The sequence below is a fragment of the Terribacillus saccharophilus genome (assembly GCF_046592895.1).
Taxonomy (GTDB): Bacteria; Bacillota; Bacilli; order Bacillales; family Amphibacillaceae; genus Terribacillus; species Terribacillus saccharophilus_D.
In genome coordinates this window covers 941,029-959,457 of the sequence record NZ_JAWVPU010000002.1, presented here as the reverse complement: position 1 = coordinate 959,457, position 18,429 = coordinate 941,029, and the positions used below count along the sequence as shown (strand labels likewise).

21 protein-coding genes are annotated in these 18,429 nt (G+C 45.8%); 14 read left to right on the top strand and 7 right to left on the bottom strand.

What is annotated here, in order from left to right; translation table 11 throughout:
- Window positions 1-73 precede the first annotated feature (73 nt).
- Window positions 74-1,633, bottom strand: a complete 1,560-nt coding sequence (locus SFC66_RS10615; protein ID WP_411218653.1) for a glycine betaine uptake BCCT transporter — start codon at window positions 1,631-1,633, stop codon at window positions 74-76.
- 209 nt (window positions 1,634-1,842) lie between these two features.
- Between SFC66_RS10615 and SFC66_RS10610 the strand changes: the two genes are divergently transcribed.
- Window positions 1,843-2,697, top strand: coding sequence for a polysaccharide deacetylase family protein (locus tag SFC66_RS10610; protein ID WP_411218652.1), 855 nt, complete (start codon window positions 1,843-1,845; stop codon window positions 2,695-2,697).
- 27 nt (window positions 2,698-2,724) lie between these two features.
- On the opposite strand, the gene SFC66_RS10605 is transcribed toward SFC66_RS10610, so the two are convergent.
- Window positions 2,725-4,197, bottom strand: a complete 1,473-nt coding sequence (locus SFC66_RS10605) for an aminotransferase class I/II-fold pyridoxal phosphate-dependent enzyme (RefSeq protein ID WP_411218651.1) — start codon at window positions 4,195-4,197, stop codon at window positions 2,725-2,727.
- A gap of 125 nt (window positions 4,198-4,322) precedes the next feature.
- Here SFC66_RS10605 and SFC66_RS10600 point away from each other — a divergent pair, with 125 nt between their 5' ends.
- The gene (locus tag SFC66_RS10600) at window positions 4,323-4,592 is read left to right on the top strand and encodes a UPF0223 family protein (RefSeq protein ID WP_411218650.1); all 270 of its coding nucleotides are present in this window, start codon (window positions 4,323-4,325) and stop codon (window positions 4,590-4,592) included.
- A 39-nt stretch (window positions 4,593-4,631) separates the two neighbouring features.
- Here the strand turns inward: SFC66_RS10600 and SFC66_RS10595 are convergent, their stop codons facing one another.
- Entirely contained in the window at window positions 4,632-5,255 is a 624-nt protein-coding gene (locus SFC66_RS10595; RefSeq protein ID WP_411218649.1) for a YktB family protein, read from the bottom strand.
- 141 nt (window positions 5,256-5,396) lie between these two features.
- Here SFC66_RS10595 and SFC66_RS10590 point away from each other — a divergent pair, with 141 nt between their 5' ends.
- Together SFC66_RS10590 and SFC66_RS10585 are read left to right on the top strand one after the other, a co-directional pair.
- Entirely contained in the window at window positions 5,397-5,585 is a 189-nt protein-coding gene (locus tag SFC66_RS10590) for a hypothetical protein (RefSeq protein ID WP_411218648.1), read from the top strand.
- Window positions 5,586-5,624: 39 nt separating this feature from the next.
- Entirely contained in the window at window positions 5,625-6,428 is an 804-nt protein-coding gene (locus tag SFC66_RS10585) for an inositol monophosphatase family protein (protein ID WP_411218647.1), read from the top strand.
- A 27-nt stretch (window positions 6,429-6,455) separates the two neighbouring features.
- Here the strand turns inward: SFC66_RS10585 and SFC66_RS10580 are convergent, their stop codons facing one another.
- The 3 genes from SFC66_RS10580 to SFC66_RS10570 all read right to left on the bottom strand — a co-directional run bounded on the left by SFC66_RS10580 (window position 6,456) and on the right by SFC66_RS10570 (window position 7,423).
- Window positions 6,456-6,620 carry a DUF5325 family protein gene (locus SFC66_RS10580; RefSeq protein ID WP_411218646.1) on the bottom strand — a complete coding sequence of 55 codons (165 nt, stop codon included), beginning with the start codon at window positions 6,618-6,620 and terminating at the stop codon, window positions 6,456-6,458.
- Window positions 6,621-6,636: 16 nt separating this feature from the next.
- Window positions 6,637-6,840 (bottom strand): YlaI family protein, encoded by a 204-nt coding sequence (locus SFC66_RS10575; protein ID WP_411218645.1) that lies wholly within the window; start codon window positions 6,838-6,840, stop codon window positions 6,637-6,639.
- A gap of 118 nt (window positions 6,841-6,958) precedes the next feature.
- A complete protein-coding gene (locus tag SFC66_RS10570) occupies window positions 6,959-7,423 on the bottom strand; it encodes a hypothetical protein (protein ID WP_411218644.1) in 465 nt (154 codons plus the stop codon).
- Window positions 7,424-7,606: 183 nt separating this feature from the next.
- On the opposite strand from SFC66_RS10570, the gene SFC66_RS10565 reads away from it, so the two are divergent.
- From SFC66_RS10565 to pyc, 3 genes are all read left to right on the top strand, one after another.
- The gene (locus tag SFC66_RS10565) at window positions 7,607-7,897 is read left to right on the top strand and encodes an Fpa/YlaN family protein (protein ID WP_411218643.1); all 291 of its coding nucleotides are present in this window, start codon (window positions 7,607-7,609) and stop codon (window positions 7,895-7,897) included.
- 149 nt (window positions 7,898-8,046) lie between these two features.
- A complete protein-coding gene (gene ftsW / locus SFC66_RS10560; protein ID WP_411218642.1) occupies window positions 8,047-9,291 on the top strand; it encodes a putative lipid II flippase FtsW in 1,245 nt (414 codons plus the stop codon).
- Window positions 9,279-12,722 carry a pyruvate carboxylase gene (gene pyc / locus SFC66_RS10555; protein WP_411218641.1) on the top strand — a complete coding sequence of 1,148 codons (3,444 nt, stop codon included), beginning with the start codon at window positions 9,279-9,281 and terminating at the stop codon, window positions 12,720-12,722. The genes ftsW and pyc overlap by 13 nt, the downstream gene beginning before the upstream one ends.
- Before the next feature lie 35 nt (window positions 12,723-12,757).
- Here pyc and SFC66_RS10550 read toward each other — a convergent pair whose 3' ends face one another.
- On the bottom strand, window positions 12,758-13,666 hold the full coding sequence (locus SFC66_RS10550; RefSeq protein WP_411218640.1) for a COX15/CtaA family protein: 909 nt from the start codon (window positions 13,664-13,666) through the stop codon (window positions 12,758-12,760).
- Between the two features lie 234 nt (window positions 13,667-13,900).
- Between SFC66_RS10550 and cyoE the strand changes: the two genes are divergently transcribed.
- From cyoE to SFC66_RS10515, 7 genes are all read left to right on the top strand, one after another.
- A complete protein-coding gene (gene cyoE, locus SFC66_RS10545; RefSeq protein ID WP_411218639.1) occupies window positions 13,901-14,875 on the top strand; it encodes a heme o synthase in 975 nt (324 codons plus the stop codon).
- 108 nt (window positions 14,876-14,983) lie between these two features.
- The gene (locus SFC66_RS10540) at window positions 14,984-15,505 is read left to right on the top strand and encodes a GNAT family N-acetyltransferase (protein ID WP_411218638.1); all 522 of its coding nucleotides are present in this window, start codon (window positions 14,984-14,986) and stop codon (window positions 15,503-15,505) included.
- Window positions 15,506-15,586: 81 nt separating this feature from the next.
- Window positions 15,587-16,612 (top strand): CAP domain-containing protein, encoded by a 1,026-nt coding sequence (locus SFC66_RS10535; protein WP_411218637.1) that lies wholly within the window; start codon window positions 15,587-15,589, stop codon window positions 16,610-16,612.
- Window positions 16,613-16,713: 101 nt separating this feature from the next.
- Entirely contained in the window at window positions 16,714-17,130 is a 417-nt protein-coding gene (ylbD, locus tag SFC66_RS10530) for a YlbD family protein (protein ID WP_411218636.1), read from the top strand.
- A gap of 14 nt (window positions 17,131-17,144) precedes the next feature.
- Window positions 17,145-17,378 (top strand): YlbE-like family protein, encoded by a 234-nt coding sequence (locus SFC66_RS10525; RefSeq protein WP_411218635.1) that lies wholly within the window; start codon window positions 17,145-17,147, stop codon window positions 17,376-17,378.
- 50 nt (window positions 17,379-17,428) lie between these two features.
- The gene (locus SFC66_RS10520) at window positions 17,429-17,866 is read left to right on the top strand and encodes a YlbF/YmcA family competence regulator (protein ID WP_411218634.1); all 438 of its coding nucleotides are present in this window, start codon (window positions 17,429-17,431) and stop codon (window positions 17,864-17,866) included.
- Between the two features lie 104 nt (window positions 17,867-17,970).
- Window positions 17,971-18,246, top strand: a complete 276-nt coding sequence (locus tag SFC66_RS10515) for a YlbG family protein (protein WP_093726711.1) — start codon at window positions 17,971-17,973, stop codon at window positions 18,244-18,246.
- The last annotated feature ends 183 nt before the right edge of the window (window positions 18,247-18,429 follow it).

Sequence of the window (18,429 nt, the reverse complement as noted above, 5' to 3'; positions counted from 1 at the left end):
TCGCTACATGTCAAATTCCTTAAGTCAAAAAAGCTGCCGAATCAGCTCCGGCAGCTCCAAAAAGATGTATTTTTTATTGATTTTCTTTTATTTTTTGCTCTTTATCCAAGTCGTTCACTTTAGCATCCCGTTTAAATGCCAAAATCAATGAAATGACAACCAATATCAGTATCACCGCAAATGGCAGAGCAGCGATGATGGATGCTGTTTGGAGTGCATTGAGGCCATCCGTTCCACCAACCCATAATAGAATGGCAGCTACAGCAGACTGCACCAGACCCCAAATCAACTTGATGCTTTTAGACGGATTCAAATCGCCATTCGTCGTCTGCATACCCAATACAAATGTTGCAGAATCGGCAGAGGTGATGAAGAATGTTGCAATAAGCAGCAGTGCAAGAAGGGATAAAATGAACCCTCCAGGCAAATGTGAAAGCATCGCAAACAATCCAACTTCGGATCCTAATTCTTGCACCTCGGAAAATAGGTCGATGTTTTGGAAGAACTCCATATTTAGACCAGTAGCTCCGAAAACAGAGAACCATAATGCACCAAATATCGTGGGGACGAGTAATACGCCGCTGACAAATTCCTTGATGGTACGTCCTTTTGATACGCGGGCGATGAATGTTGCGACAAATGGCGCCCACGCAATCCACCAAGCCCAATAGAATAACGTCCAGCTACCAATCCAGGAGTTATCTCCGTCATATGGCGTCAGACGCATACTCCACTCTGGCAGATGCTGCACATATTGTCCAAGGGAAGTCACGAATGAATCCAGGATGAAACCTGTTGGTCCCATTATCAATACGGCAACCATTAACAAAATCGCAAAGATGACATTGAAATTACTGAGTATTTTTATTCCCCGGTCCAAACCACTCAAAGCGGAACCTAGGAATAAGACAGTGACAACGACGATGATGATTAATTCTGTCTGGAAAGTCGGCTCGACTCCATCAAATATGTAGGATAGCCCGCCGGCAATCTGAATGGCGCCAAGCCCCAGCGATGTGGCAACACCAAAGACAGTGGCAAAAACGGCAATGATATCGATGACTTTTCCTAGCGGTCCGTAGATTCGTTTACCGAAAATCGGTTCAAGGATGGAGCTCACGACCCCGCCTTTTGATTTTCGACGGAAAGTAAAGTAGGCAATCGCCAATCCAAGGATTGCATAGATGGCCCAAGGATGAAGACCCCAGTGGAAAAAGCTGTATGAAAGAGCTGTTGAGCCAGCTTCTCCAGTTCTTGCGGAATCAACGATACTTGGAGGGTTGTTGAAGTGGTTAAGAGGTTCGGATGTTCCCCAGAACACTAACCCAATTCCCATGCCCGCACTGAATAGCATCGCAAACCAAGTTAAGTAACTGTATTCAGGTTTATCTCCCGGTTGACCCAAAGTGATCTTACCGTATTTGGAGAACATCAAGAAGAAGGCAAATCCTAAAAGGAGCGTTGCGGTTATTAAATAAAACCAACCAAAGTTGTTAATGATTCCGTTTTGGATAATCTCGGTTACATTTCCTACATTTCCATTAGGAAGGACAGTATCTGGAATGCTTCCCCATACCAGGAAAGCAAGTACGATTCCGAGTCCCCAATAAAATACGCTAGTTGTTTTCTTCATAAACAAATCCTTTCTGCAGTATGACCCAAAAATTTCATGCAATTTATTATTATAACAATGTCTACTTCATGTTCCTACCCATTCATGAAAATTAGTAAACCTTGACCGGTACAATTCTACTAAACTCGACATCAGTTGACCTTCTCGGGTTACAAGTCCAAAAATTTCCTCTATAATGGCAGTATTATGTCAAAATGGAGGTATTTACAGTGAAGAGATACTTAGTATTTCCCATAGTACTGGGACTATCCAGCTTACTGATCAGTGGTTGTGCCAGCTCGGAAGAGGCAAATTCGGATTCTGATCAAACGAACAGCGCGGATAGTACGGCTTCTGAGCAGAAACAATCTGAGAAAACCAATCAGGCTGAAAAGGAAGAGCAGCAAAAGAAGGAAGAAGAACAAAAAGCAAAACAACAGGAAGAGCAGCAGGAACCTCTGTACGAAGTATCTGAAGTATCTTCCATCGTCCCAATCGATGATGCCGAGCCACAAGTCGCTCTTCTTACTTTTGATGATGCACCGGATAAACATGCGCTTGAGATAGCGGAGTCGCTTAAAGAAGCTGATGCACCGGCTATCTTTTTTGTGAATGGTCATTTCCTGACGACAGACGAAGAGAAAGAAACACTGAAAAAAATCCATGACATGGGGTTTGCAATCGGAAACCATACATATAGTCATGCAAACTTGAATGATTTGACGGAAGAAGAAACAAAAGATGAAATCCTGAAAGTGAATGAACAGGTAGAGGAAGCTATTGGTGAAAAACCGGAATTCTTCCGCGCTCCGTTCGGTGAAAACACAGATTACAGCCGCCAGCTGGCAGAAGATGAAGGAATGACTGTGATGAACTGGACCTATGGGTATGATTGGGAAAGTCAATATCAAGATAGTGCTGCTTTGGCAGATATCATGGTCAACACAGAGTTACTTGGGAATGGTGCCAATTTGCTTATGCACGACCGGGAATGGACAGCCGAAGCGGTTCCGGACATCGTGAAAGGTTTGAAAGATAAAGGCTACGAGCTTGTCGATCCGGATACGATTGAACGGCCATCATGAAAAAACTCCCCAAACGGGGAGTTTTTTTCATTGAAAAGCGCGATGCTCTTTGATGACTCGGATATATTCTATCGATTCGTCCATCAGTCCCTGCACGGGCAATCCTGCTTCCAGGTTACGTTTGATATAAGCGATATTCTCAGAGCTGATGATTTCACCCGGTATGAAAATCGGGATGCCTGGCGGATAGACCATGATGGCTTCTGCGCTGATCCTGCCTTCTGCTTCCTGTAGGGGAATGGTTTCAGTATCAGCATAAAACGCATCACGAGGACTTAATGACAATACAGGTATATCGGGTACGGAAACTTTGATTTCCGTGGAAGATATATCGGCATGATGCAGTTGGGCAAGATCGGCCAATGCATCGACAAGCAGCTGAATCTCCTCTTTAGAATCAGCTGGCGTGATGAGAAACAGCAAATTATATAAATCGGAAAGTTCCACTTCGATATTTTTTTCATTCCGCAGCCAGCGTTCTGCATCACTACCGGAGATACCGAGCTGTTTTACCGATACGAGCAATTTGGTAGGATCCATGGCAAAGGCAGCTTCTGATCCCAATATCTCTTCCCCGGCACAATACAAGCCTTCTATGCCATTGATTTGGTTTCGGGCATCACTTGCCAGCTTGATGGCATGTGTGTTCATTGCCTGCCCTTTGGTCGCGAGCTGGCGCCGTGCTGCATCAAGGGAGGCAAGCAAGATATAGGATGTGCTCGTCGAAGTGAGCATGGATAGTACCGTTTGAACTTGCTCATGGCGTACCAATCCTTCGCGCAGGTTCAAGATGGAGCTTTGTGTCAAAGAACCACCTAATTTATGCACACTTGTAGCGGCAAGATCTGCGCCGGCAGCCATTGCTGAGACCGGCATATCCTCGTGAAAGTGAATATGGACCCCATGTGCTTCATCGACAAGCACCGGAACTTCGAATCGATGGGATATGTCCACGATACGTTTCAAATCAGCTGCGATGCCGAAATATGTCGGGTTGATGACCAGTACTGCTTTGGCATCTGGATTTGCTTCCAAGGCTTTTTCGACAGCTTCCGGGGTTATACCATGCGATATGCCGAGTTTATGGTCCAGCTGTGGATGGACAAAAACCGGAATCGCGCCAGAGAAGATGAGCGCACTTGTCACCGACTTATGAACATTCCGAGGTACGATGATTTTATCTCCTGGTTTGCATACACTCATGACCATGGCCATGATCGGCGTGCTCGTACCCTGGACTGAAAAGAAAGTATAATCCGCTCCAAAGGCTTTAGCTGCAAGCTGCTGTGCTTGTTGGATCATGCCTCGTGGATGATGTAAGTCATCCAAAGGTTCAATATTTATCAAATCAATGGATAGAGCATTATCGCCAATGAAAGCTGCGAATTGCTCATCCATCCCTTTTCCAGTCTTATGTCCTGGTATATGGAATTGCAATGGCTTGTTCGCGGCATGTTTGCGCAAACCGTCGAACAGTGGTGCGTGTTTTTGAGTAAACATCTTAGCTGACACCTCTTTACAAGTTAAAAACAAATGAATTATAGCAAAACTGCTCACTCAATACTAGCATCGCATGGAAAGTTGTTTTCGTGTTACACTATTATCCAGTGATAAGGGGGGATAAAATGAGTTACAGCTATCCAATCGACGAAACATGGTCGAAAGAAGAAATCATCGACGTAGTGAATTTCTTTTCACTAGTGGAGAGGACTTATGAAGATGGAATCTTACGGGAAGACTTGCTGCTGGCTTATGAACGATTCAAACAGATTGTTCCTTCCAAATCGGAAGAAAAGCAGCTTGACGCTAAATTCCAAAAGGATTCCGGTTATTCCAGTTATCGGGCAGTCAAAGCAGCGAAGGCTGCATCTGCAGGAGAAAAAATAAGAATGTAAAAAAATCCCCATCCTGATTCAGGAAGGGGATTTTTGATATCATGCAGGTTCGAATGCTGCTTGCTCATACAAAATGGCTGTATGTTTCAAGACATCCTGACATACCTTAAGGAATGCTTCCTTGGAAGCGAGTGCCGGATCATCAGGTGATAAGTGGACGCCGCAGACCAGTTCTGCCTTTTTGACATGTTGCAAGCGATCTGCGATTTTGTCATAAAATTCATCTGAAATGGGAGAAGCATCCGGTTTCATGTGATCCATCGACCAGACGTAGTCGGAGGGGATGGATGAAAGGATCTGCGCTTTTCCTTCTGTCATCTTCCGGCCGACTGTTTCTTTTAAGGGACTTTCATATATAAGCGCAAACTGAACGAATACATGCGTTCCCCATAATCCGATTTGGAAATGGGGCAGTTTTTTATAGCCGCGTTTGCTGGAAGCAAGAGCGGACCATGTGTCATTCGGTGCATTTTTTGTGCGGCGTGCGTGCTTGGCGACATGTACATACATATCATGATCCGTCACCTGCTCTGCATAAGGCGCAAGCTCGGTCGCAAGCATTTCTAATTTCGGTGATAAGCGGCTGCGCAGTACTTCCATTCTTTCTTCCAATCCATCTATCGAGAAAACATCGAAATCTTCTTTCGTGAATAATGCGGTCATAACTGTCACTCCTTGCAGAAATCTTCTTTCATCATATCATCCGGTTGTGAAATTGCAAGCGGGAAAAGGTTTACAAACCGCATGACAGTGGTATTAAAAACACAAATTGACAGAGTGGGAAAAGGACAGGAGGAGATGGAAATGCGTGATGTAGTGGAAGCTTTGCGAAAAAGGGAAGCTCAGGAAAAGGTGCCGGCCATACGTCTGGAAATCGATTATTATCTAGTAACACTGCATGAAGCGATCCAAGAAGAAGACGACAAGACAATCAAGGAAACGAAATCCAAACTGCGCGTATTGAGCGAGCAATTGAATCGGTTCGAATACTGAGTGTATTGTGGTAAGCTAATGGAAAGAATGGGGGACCACATGATGGAGCAAACAATGAAGCATACATTATATCAGCAAGCACAGCAATGGATACTAGAAGCAGGGCGACTCATTAAAGAAAAGATGGACGAACCACTTGAAATCATGACTAAGTCGAGTCCGAAAGATCTTGTGACAAAGATGGACAAGGCAGTGGAGACTTTCTTCCTGACAAAAATCGGTGAAACTTATCCGTCCCACAAAGTGTTGGGCGAGGAAGGGATCGGTAAAGCGGTATCTGAAACGAAAGGGACGGTTTGGATCATCGACCCGATTGATGGCACGATGAATTTCGTCCATCAGAAATCAAACTTTGCAATCTCGATCGGGATCGTTCACGAAGGAGTAGCTGAAATCGGCTTTGTCTATAATGTGATGGAGGATACACTTTATCATGCAATGCGCAACGAAGGGGCATACAAAGGCAAAAGGAAGCTGCCGATGCTCCCTGAAAAGACACTTGATCAATCCATCATCGAGCTGAATCATTTTTGGCTTTGTCCGAACCGCCGTGTGAACGAAGAGAAGCTGCAGCAGCTCGTTTATCGTGCCATGGGTACACGTGCGTACGGATCGGCGGCGCTTGAGCTTGCTTTTCTTGCTGAAGGGATAACCGATGCGTACTTGACATTCAGTCTGCAGCCTTGGGATTACGCCGGCGGATTTGTAATCCTGCGGGAAGTGGGTGGCAAGCTCACTGATGCTATAGGCGAGCCTGTGGATTTCCTGAACCGGACGACGGTGGTTGCTGCCAACAGCAGCATCCATCAGGAACTGATCGATGATTATATCGAGTTGAAATGAAAAAAAGACGGGTTGTCCCGTCTTTTTTTACTGACCTTTTCTTTTTGCAAAGATGCCGGCACCCATGATGAAGAATCCAGCAATGATGGCTACTGTCATCCAGCCGTAATTTTCGTAGCTGATTGTCACACCGGCTGCTACAAAGCAAGCGATCACCAATATGGCAGTTAATAAAGCCAATCCTTTTGACATCGTTTCACCTCATTTTTTAAATTAAAGGTTCATCTGTCTTCTTTTCCCGGTATAGATTGAAATTTCCGGTTGCTTTTCGTTCATTTGTCCGCAGGGAGATACGCTCCGAACACTCGCTGCATAAATGCATCGTATTGCGCCGGTTCCGTAATTTCTTTGCATGCGGACTTCCGTCATCTATTTCTTCGACTTTATCGCAAAGTACACATTTGACACGCATGCTATCACCTCAGGAGAGTAAAATACCTTTTCAGTTTACCATACGAAAGCCCAAAGTGCGTATCCAGCTTGAAGTATCCTCAGTCATACCCAGATAGAGCCCGAAGCATACCCGATCGTCAGCAGATCTTGATCTGCCGGATGGCTTTGATCGGTGTTTCTTTTCTGCTTGGCAAATAACAATGTGCCGGTCCGGATTCTTTGATGCTGCGACCGTCGATTGCAAACAAAAACATACTGGCCTCAAGCTCATCCAATGGGACGACTTCTTCCCCTTGTTCCGTTATCAAGACGGCGTGGGAGGCATCTTCCTGGATGGCCGCTGTTGCAAGAAAGTCAGCAATCGGCATCACATAGCTATTCTCGAGTGCCCGCTTACGCTCTTCCTTTGTCAGGCTTTTATTGATCGGTGGCTTCATCTTCTGCTGATAAACAGAACGGTCCCAATGTTTTTCTTCAACGGCAGGGACTGCTTCGCTCTCTTTAAAAGCGTTTTCAAAAAGGACTTTGCGATCGTCGAAAATCCAAACGGAGGGATCAAGCGTTAAAGGGAAGTCCACTTTCCCTTTCAGGGTGATTACCATATAATGACACTTCCTTTTCCAGGGTATCTTTACATATATAAGACTATCAATGCATATAGCTTAACATAAAAAATGAACCATTTGACAACGATTCGACAAAATTAATAGGTGGACGTGTCTTGCAATTTAACAGGACTACCGCTAGAATTGTATAGAAGAAGTCTGTTTAACGGAGGGATAATATTGATATCTGAGATCACCGTTAGTAATCAAGAGAAAGCATATGCCCTTCTTTTGGCGGATGCTGATAAAATACTTAAACTAATCAAAGTACAGATGGACAATCTGATGATGCCTCAATGTCCTCTATATGAAGAAGTACTCGACACACAAATGTTTGGTTTGTCACGTGAGATAGATTTTGCAATTCGATTGAACCTGGTGAAAGAAGAAGATGGAAAAGAGCTTCTTGAAAACTTGGAAAGGCAGTTGAATGTGCTGCATGAAGCGGCGCAACGGTCTATGCGTCCATAACAGCGGCCAGCCGTCTGCAATTGTATGTACGGGCATCCCATATGAAAGATGAAACCCCATTGCCCTTTTTTATTGGCGGGGTTTTTTTATTATTCTATGAATCTGACGGTTTATATCGTTCGTAAAATACATACTATGGGAGTCTTAAAATGAAAAAAAGATTGCGTAATTTCGATTTTACTTTACTATTCACTCCTTTGCTTTTGACCATTTTCGGGGCAGTGATGATCTATAGTGCAAGCTATACGGTGGCAGTGGTCAAATATGGTTGGCCAGCCACACACTTCTTCGTTCGGACGCTGATGTGGATTGCGATGTCTTTGCCTATCTTCGCATTCTTCAGCTTTGTACCTTACCAGAAGTTCCAGAGATGGATAAAGCCTATCATGCTTGTTGTCGTCGCAATGCTGGTTTTGGTGTTATTCACGGAAAAAGCAAATGGATCCCGGTCATGGTTCAATCTGGGATTTTTCAGTCTTCAGCCAGCCGAACTCGCCAAGGTGGGCATGATCATTTATCTATCGGCGGTTTATGCGAAAAAGCAGGAATACCTGGATAGTTTCTCCAAAGGTGTCCTGCCTCCGCTGATTGTATTGGGTCTCGTACTCGGCTTGATTGTAATCCAACCGGATGTGGGGTCAGCATCCATTGTATTCCTGATTTCCTGTTCGATCATCATAAGCGCTGGTATCCGCTGGCGGCACTTGAGTCTGCTGGGCCTTGCGGGGGTTGCTCTCGTGCTGGCTGTCCTTCCGCATATGGTAAATGAGGAGCGTATCTCCCGTTTTACAGGTGCTTATCAGCCGTTCAGTGATCAAAATGCACAGGATGGCGGATTCCAGCTTGTGCAGTCGTATCTTGCCATCGGAACGGGCGGCGTTTTTGGTGATGGTCTTGGGCAGGGAGTTCAGAAACTTGGTTATCTGCCTGAACCGCATACCGATTTCATCATGGCCGTGATTGCTGAAGAACTTGGTTTTATTGGTGTTGCTGCCGTATTGGCTATGCTGGCGATCATTGTTTTACGCGGTTTTTATATCGCGAAGCAATGTCGCGACAGTTTTGGTTCATTATTGGCAATAGGCATATCGTCGATGGTGGGGATCCAGACATTCATCAATCTGGGCGCAATCACCGGTTTATTGCCAATCACAGGTGTTACACTGCCATTTGTCAGTTATGGCGGTACATCTTTGATGATACTATTCGCATCCATGGGGATCCTGAATAACATTGCCAAGTATGTACGTTCGCAGGAACTGATTGTGTCAGAAAGCACCTTCACGCAGGACAAGCGTGGAAGACGTCCCTCCAATCGACAGAGGATCCGCACTACTAGTACTACTACACAAACAAGGGGAAAGACTAGAGGAGGAGAACGATGGACGAACTAAAGGGAATCAGCAAAGTATTGGTGGCAAATAGAGGGGAAATAGCGATTCGTGTATTCCGGGCTTGTGTCGAGCTTGGAATACAAACGGTCGCTGTTTATTCAAAAGAAGACAAATCTTCCAGCCACCGATTCAAAGCGGATGAGGCATATTTGGTCGGTGAGGGTAAAAAGCCGATCGATGCCTATCTTGATATCGAGAATATTCTCGAAATTGCAAAAACTTCAGGTGCAGATGCCATTCATCCAGGTTATGGATTTTTATCCGAGAATATTCTCTTTGCAAGACGCTGTGAAGAAGAGGGAATCATTTTCATCGGACCGCGCAGTGAACAGCTTGATATGTTCGGAGATAAAGTGAAGGCAAGACAGCAAGCTTTACAGGCTGCAATCCCGGTAATTCCGGGAAGTGATGGCCCGATTCAAGATCTGGATGAAGCAAAAGCATTCACCGATACACATGGTTATCCAATCATCATCAAAGCATCCCTGGGCGGAGGCGGCCGAGGCATGCGGGTCGTCCGTTCAGCAGAGGAATTGGCCGAATCGTACGAACGTGCGAAATCAGAAGCAAAAGCTGCATTCGGCAGTGATGAAGTATATGTGGAAAAACTCATTGAAAATCCAAAGCATATCGAAGTCCAGATTCTTGGGGATAGTGCCGGAAATGTCATCCATTTGTTCGAGCGTGACTGCTCCATTCAGAGAAGGCATCAAAAAGTCATCGAAGTGGCTCCAAGCGTCGGTTTGCCTGAAACACTCCGCAGCGCCATTTGTGACGCTGCTGTCAAGCTGATGAAGAATGTTTCTTATTTGAATGCCGGAACAGTCGAGTTCCTTGTGGCAGACAACGAATTCTACTTTATCGAGGTCAATCCCCGTGTCCAAGTGGAGCACACCATCACAGAGCTGGTGACAGGTGTCGATATCGTCCAGACGCAGCTGCTCCTGGCACAGGGCTATCTTCTTTCGGATGATCGTCTGAACATCCCTGCACAGTCCGAAATAAAAACGAATGGTTATGCAATCCAAGCGCGCGTTACGACAGAAGATCCGCTTAATAACTTTATGCCTGATACCGGTAAAATCATGGCATATCGCTCCAGCGGAGGATTCGGGGTCCGACTGGATGGCGGAAATGCCTTCCAAGGTTCTGTCATCGGTTCCCACTATGATTCTTTGCTGGTTAAAGTATCAACGTGGGCTGCGGACTACAAACAAGCTGCTTACAAGATGGAAAGAAACTTGCGCGAGTTCCGTATCCGCGGGATCAAAACGAATATCCCGTTCCTGGAAAACGTAATTTTGCATGAGAAATTCCTAACCGCAGACTACACGACTGGTTTTATTGACGAAACACCGGAATTATTCGTCTTTCCGAAACGCCGTGACAGAGGGACGAAAATGCTTCAATATATCGGTTATACGACCGTCAATGGTTTTGATGGCAGCGGGAAAGTGGAGAAGCCTGTTTTTCCTAAACCGAGAGTGCCTAAACTTGCTAAAACGCTTGATTACCAAAATGGAACAAAGCAGATACTTGATGCCCATGGGCCACAAGGGCTTGCTGATTGGCTGAAAGAGCAGGAAGAAGTATTGCTGACCGACACGACTTTCCGTGATGCCCATCAATCGCTTCTTGCAACACGTGTCCGTACTAAAGATCTTTTGACGATTGCAGAGCCGACTGCGAAATTATTGCCTAACTTGTTTTCTGTTGAGATGTGGGGAGGGGCAACCTTCGATGTTGCTTACCGTTTCTTGAAAGAAGATCCTTGGGAACGTTTGGCCAAACTTCGGGAAAGAATGCCGAATGTACTTTTCCAGATGCTGCTGCGCGCAAGCAATGCCGTGGGATATAAGAATTATCCTGATAATGTCGTCGAGAAATTCGTCAAAGAGAGTGCGGAAGCTGGTATCGATGTTTATCGCATTTTTGACAGCTTGAACTGGATCGAGAACATGAAGCCGGCGATCGAAGCGGTTCGCAAGCAAAATAAGGTGGCAGAAGCAGCGCTTTGCTACAGTGGGGATATCCTTGATCCTTCCCGGACGAAATATGACCTCGCTTATTATACAAAAATGGCTAAAGAGCTTGAAGGAGCTGGAGCGCATATCATCGGTATCAAAGATATGGCTGGCTTGCTGAAACCGCAAGCTGCTTATGAGCTTGTCAGCGCTTTGAAGCAAACTGTCTCACTGCCGATTCATCTGCATACACACGATACAAGCGGTAATGGTGTCCTGACTTATGTAAAGGCTGTGGAAGCTGGTGTCGATGTCGTCGATGTTGCGGCCGGCCCGATGGCAGGTTTGACTTCCCAGCCGAGCGCCAGCACGTTTTATCATGCCATGCAGGGGATGGAACGCAAACCATCCATTGATGTTGAAAATTATGATGAACTCGGACATTATTGGGAAGATGTCCGCACACGATATAGCGATTTTGAGAGCGGCATGAAAGCGCCGCATGCCGAAGTGTATTTGCATGAAATGCCAGGCGGGCAATACAGCAACTTGCTGCAGCAGGCAAATGCAGTCGGTTTAGGTGATCGCTGGGATGAAGTGAAAGTCATGTATAGAAGGGTCAATGACTTGTTCGGCGACGTCATCAAGGTAACACCATCTTCCAAGGTCGTTGGTGATATGGCATTATTCATGGTCCAAAATGATTTGGATGAAGACAGTGTCATTGAAAAAGGAGCGATGCTGGATTTCCCGGATTCCGTGATTGAATTCGCACAAGGCTATCTGGGCCAGCCGTATGGCGGATTTCCGAAAGAACTGCAGAAAGTGATTGTCAAAGACCGGGAAGTCATAACGAAGCGTCCAGGTGAACTGCTTCCGCCTGTCGACTTTGACGAGCTTCGCAGTGAACTTGAGGAAAAAGTGGAGGATGAAGTCAGCGAGCAAGATCTCGTGGCGTATTCCCTTTATCCGAAGGTGTTCGAAACGTACGCTGCTTTCAAAGAGGCTTATGGTGATTTATCCGTATTGACAACTCCTACATTCTTCTATGGCATGAAGCTGGATGAAGAGATCGAAGTGGAAATCGAGTCAGGAAAAACGTTGATCGTCAAGTTGGTAGCGATCGGGGAAGCCGGGCCGGATGCAATGCGGACGATTTATTTCGAGTTCAATGGTCAGCCACGGGAAGTGCTTGTGCGTGATGAGCAGGTACAAGCGACAGTCAAAACGACTCCGAAAGCTGATAAGCAGAACAAGAAGCATATCGGTGCAACAATGCCGGGAACAGTCATCCGTTCGTTGGTTGGTGCGGGTGAACAAGTACAAAAAGGCCAGCAGCTTCTCATCACAGAGGCGATGAAGATGGAGACGACTGTACAAGCGCCATTCGACGGGACCATCAAAGATGTGTATGTAAAGGATGGGGAACCGATACAAGTAGGAGATCTGCTTGTGGAATTCCAATGAAAAAATCCACTGCCGTATCAATGGCAGTGGATTTTTTACTGTTCTTTTTCGTAATTCGCGCTTCGGAAGGATAGCATGATATAGTATGTCATGATTCCGAAATAGACGCTGATGATCAACGAATGCATGAGTGCCACGAATAGATTCATTCCAGTGAATATGACAAGCATTCCGACGACTGCTTGTGCAGCCAGGAGGGAGAAGCTGATGATCCAGCCTTTCGTCATTACTGCGTGCCCTTTGTAACGTCTGAGCACTTGGATCATGATGATGAACGACCAGACAAGCGCCAGCATAGCTGCACCTCGGTGAAGCATTTGGACCATCTGTGCTGTGCTTAATCCAAATAGACTTGGATCTGCATTGGAGCAAAGTGGGAAATCACCGCAGACAAGGCTTGCGTTCATATGACGTACAAGCGCTCCTGTGTAGACGACTAAATAAATGAAAATGGTATGCAGATAAAATTGAATTCGCATTCCTTTTTTGATGACAAGCGTACGGGAATCGAACTTCTTGTCCACCTCGAACACGATGAGGGTCAGCAGGAGCACGGAAGCGAATGAAATCAGCGAGATTCCGAAATGCAGCGCCAGTACAGTATCGGATTGCTGCCAGATGACAGCTGCTGCACCAATCAACGCCTGAAGGACCAAAAAGCCTACTGCCACGATAGAAAGAAACTTGACTTCCCTGATATGGCCGATTTTGCGCCAAGCGAAGATAGCAAGTAACAAAATGATTATACCCATTGAGGATGAGACGAAACGGTGGGCAGATTCTATGATTAGTTCGGGCGTGATGTTGGTCAAAGCCCCTTCGCATAACGGCCAGCTCTGACCGCAGCCGTCTGCAGAGCCTGTCTTGGTAACGAGGGCTCCGCCAAGCAGGATGAACAGCATGCCGACGGTGCTGATCACAGATAGATATTTCAATAATTTCACGTATGAACACCTCTTGTATACAAACTTGGATTCATGATAAAGCATCTAGCCTATCGTAACATGAAAATCAATCAAAATCAGAAAGATTTCTTGTCAATTTTATGACCTGTATGCATTCGCTTCAGAAAGTGTTGGACCTGAAACCACCGTTAGTTCGGTAAATTGTCAAAAACCTGCTCAAATGATGAAGCTCGACGTGTTACAATGTTAAAAGTGTGATAGAATACAAGAATTATGTTTAACCAAGCAGACAAGCAGAAAGGATGTGCTGGAGTGGAAAAGGTTGAATCAACTTCTTCACAAGTATTGAACGGTGCCGAACAGGCGGATTCTACTACTAGTCTATGGACAGACTTTAAAGCACTTATAAAAACAGGTATCATAAACTCAAATCTTTTGACCGCTTTTGGTGGTTTCTGGCTCGCGCTTTACATGACGAACCAACATTTTGTCGACCATATCCCGACTTTCATCTATATGATGCTCGGAAGCGGATTGGTCATTGCTGGCGGATGTGTCATCAACAACTATTATGATCGTGATATCGATCACATCATGCAGCGGACGAAAAAGCGTCCTACTGTTACAGGAACGATTCCGCTTTCGGTTGTATTGGTCATGGGTATCGGTTTTACAGTTCTTGGAGCCGGATTCTTATTCCTTACAACATGGCAAGCGGCAGCAATCGGTATTTTTGGCTGGTTTGCTTACGTTGTACTTTATACGATGTGGTCCAAACGACGCTATACAATCAACACAGCAATCGGCAGTTTCTCGGGAGCGGTGCCGCCGCTTATCGGTTATGCTGCCATCGATGGCGGTTTGAGCACAGAGGCTTGGATTGTGTTCGCAATCATGTTCATCTGGCAGACACCGCATTTCTTGGCATTGGCCATGAAAAAAGCAGAAGATTACAAAGCAGCGAATATCCCGATGCTGCCGTCGGTTTATGGTTTTGGAATCACAAAACGTCAGATTGTCGTTTATACAGCATGTTTGCTTCCGCTGCCATTTTATTTAACGACACTCGGAACGATTTTCGTCATCATTGCCAGCGTATTGAACGTTGGATGGCTTGCGATTGGAATTGCCGGGTTCTTCATGAAAGATGACTTGAAATGGGCTACTTGGATGTTCGTTTACAGTCTGAATTACTTGATGATATTCTTCATCGCGCTTGTCATATTTACAACACCTGCGATTTTCTAATTGCAAACAAAAGACACTTCCTGGATAAGGGAGTGTCTTTTTTGCGTTTATATTGGGGGAAGTAGCGGGAATAGGGACGATAAATCGCATCGGAGAGAGGGAAAGTAAATGGATATGGAAACACCACGTTTGAGTTTGAAAGCAATGACGACGGAAATGGGGAAGCAGCTCGTCAGGTTCCCGGTCACTTTTTATTATGAGCAGGAAATCGCGTATGCGACTGATTGGCCGACAAATGCTTTGAAGGCCGAGCTGCCGCTGTATTTGGAGGATGTTACTACCGGAAGGGCGAGTTTCGGTTTTGGTCCATGGATATTACATACAAAATATAAAAACGAAATGGTTGGACATATATTCATCAAACAATCGGAACAGGATGCACTGCAAGCTGAGATTTATTTTCATATTCGTGATGAAATGACAGGGAAAAGATACGAAGATGAAGCGATTTTAAGCATCTGTGACTGGCTTTTGAAACATGGTATCGAGACGATCCATGCCTTTTGCAAGCCGGAAGAAGAAGGCAAGCAGCAAGTTTTGACAAGATGCGGATTCCAAAAGCTTGGCTCGATAGGCGGATTGGTCCAGTTCCGTACTTACGGCCAGCTGCTGCCGGCAGATGGTATGTGAAGCATGTCGAAGGAGTCGTCTATCTCTGCCGTGGATTTTATATTATAATAGTGGCAGCTTACAAAAAGGAGAGCAGGATGCGTGAAAAGTCTGCGAATCGTATTATTGTTACTCGTGGTGGGAGCAGGTGTGCTGTTCTTTTGGAACAGGGATGACTATTTGTCTCCTGCCCAGGATGCAAAAGAGAAAGATACAGAACAAGCCCAAAAAACTGAGGCTGCCCAGAAACCGAATGGTGATATAGAACGGTGGATCAATCAGGAGCCAGGGACTTTGGAACAAGACCAAGGCGAACCAGCCCGGATTGACAAATCCTCGTATGGATATGAATGGTACGTATATGACAAAGGCGATGCTTATGCTCAGTATGCTGTGAAGGATGACCATATCGTCTCTGCATTTGCTGTCGGTGAAGCTAAGCTTGCCAAAGCAGACATTGGTGAGAGCCGTGAAGAAGTGGAAAAAGACTATCCGCTTGAAAACGAAGTGTCTTTCAGATACGGCAGTGATCGATACACATTCAAGCTGAAAGAGAAAGATCAGCAAATCCAGCCGCTTGCCCAGATAGGTGATGGATTGTTCGCTCAATTCTACTTCGATACATTCGAAGACGAATTGACGGCTGTACGGGTACTGACGGATGAACAATTGATAATGGAACGCCCGTATGATGTGACGTACACAGGCCAGCTTCCAGAGCAGCCGCAGCTTTCCGATGAGGAATGGGAGCAAGTGCAGGATGGGATGGAGCAGCAAATCATCGATATTACGAATGTCATGCGATCACATTTTGACGTACCGCCCCTCGCTTGGAATGACCAAGTTGCCGCTGTAGCACTCGGTCATAGTGAAGACATGGAAAAACAGCAGTATTTTTCCCATGTGACACCTGAGGGGGAGGAGCTAGGTGATCGACTGGCAGATGGAAGTGTCAAATTCCGGAGTGCGGGAGAGAATATCGCCGCTGGCTACACCGATGCACCTGCAGCGATGGTTGGCTGGCTCAATAGCGAGGGTCATCGTAAAACGATGCTTGATGACACGTATAAAGAACTTGGGGTAGGTGTGTATCGTTATTATTATACACAGAACTTCCTCTTGCAATGACCGGATTCCTGTAATGGGATTCCGGTTTTTTTGTGTCATTGCCCTATTTTTTTCATACATTAATCAGAGAATGTATAGAACTGGTTAGGAGATGAATGGCGATGTCAGATACGAATTTGCATCCTTCGATTCAGGCATTCAGGCAATTCGTGCAACAACATCCCGAGCTGATTCGGGAAGTGAGACAAAAACGGACAGGGTGGCAGCCTTATTATGAGAAATGGGTGCTGCTGGGGGAAGAGGATCCAAGCTGGCAAGCATATAAAGCAAATGGGGAGCAATCAGACAAAGCTGAAAAAGAGCCTGATTCGGATGAGCAAGAGCAAGAGAAAGGAAAAGAGATGTTCGGTAAAATGATGGGGATGGCAAACCAATTCGATTTGCAAAAACTGCAAGGTCATATTCATCAGCTTAATGGAGCGCTGGAAAATGTGAGGCAGTTGATCGGTCAATATCAAGGCGCCAAGCAGCAGCTGCCGCCAAAGCCAAAGGCGCCTACATTTTTTCACAGAGATTAAAAGGAGGTTGAAAGATGCGGCAGGAAATATATCAACGGTTGCAGCAGCGGGAGGAATTGCTCCGATTCGTCAGGCTGCACCCGATATGGTATCGCACGCTTGCACGTGATCCGAACGCGTTTGCTGAATTGGAGAAGCAGGCGAATTATTTTTACGGCAAAACAGTGCCGCAGCGCATCGGCCAGTTCGGGGAACAGCTGAGCATGGTGAATATGCTGATACAGATGGCAAGGGCTATGCGGGATTAAACTCTTTTCATTTCCCTATTATTTGGTATGATAGTAGTGGAGGTGGTTACATGTTCGCAACCATGGAATTTGTTGAGCTTCTGGAGAAGTCCGAGCGTTTGGGCAAGATGATCCGTGAGTCGGATGTAATGAAAGCTTACGGCTCCGCACAAGATAAGCTCTACCAGGATAAGGGGACGAAGGCGAAAATCGACGCATTCACAGCAATCAAGGAACAATATGAAGAGGTGCAGCGATTTGGCAGATACCACCCGGATTACAGCTTCATCATGAAAGAAATCCGCAGCAAGAAGCGTGAGATGGATATGGATGCCAATGTTGCGGCTTTTAAAATAGCAGAACGTAATCTGCAAAAACTGCTCGATGATATAAGTGCGACACTTGCGGCAACAGTCAGCAAGAATGTCAAAACACCACGGGCAGGTGCGGCTTTGAAAGACTCGGGCTGCGGCTGCGGAAGCGGTGGCGCCTGCGGTTGTGCTTCCTAAAGAATTCCGGTGAGCTTTTTGGCTTGCCGGTTTTTTTGTGTTGCTCATAGGGGCTAGGCTTTGCTACACTAAGAAAAAAGAGCTGTAAAGCGAGGACATTATTTATGTTGACAAAACGGCAAGGAATCGTCGTATGGTTCCAGCATATGAAGAATATCAAGCAGCTGAAACGGCATGGGCATCTCGTATTTGTTTCCAAAAAACAAAAATATGCGATGATCTATGTGAATATGGAGGAAGCGGAAGAGAAGGAAGCGGCATTGCAAAGGCTGCCTTTCGTCTCCAGGACTGCGCTCAGCTATCGTCCCTTCGTCCGGACCGATTTCGAGAATGCAAAACAAGATAAAGCGAAGGAATACGATTATAAGATCGGGATATAAAAAAAAGCCTGCAGGGAATTGCCCTGCAGGCGCCTTTTGTTTCCAGTGAAAACAACAGGCAAAGGGAGAGGAGAAACCGGAGGAAGAGCTTATGGGGAAACGTAAGTCTTCTCCGTGTTCATGAAGCAGCTATTAGCGTGATAGCCGCTTCAATAGTGCAGTATGGACCGGGAAATGAAAGAA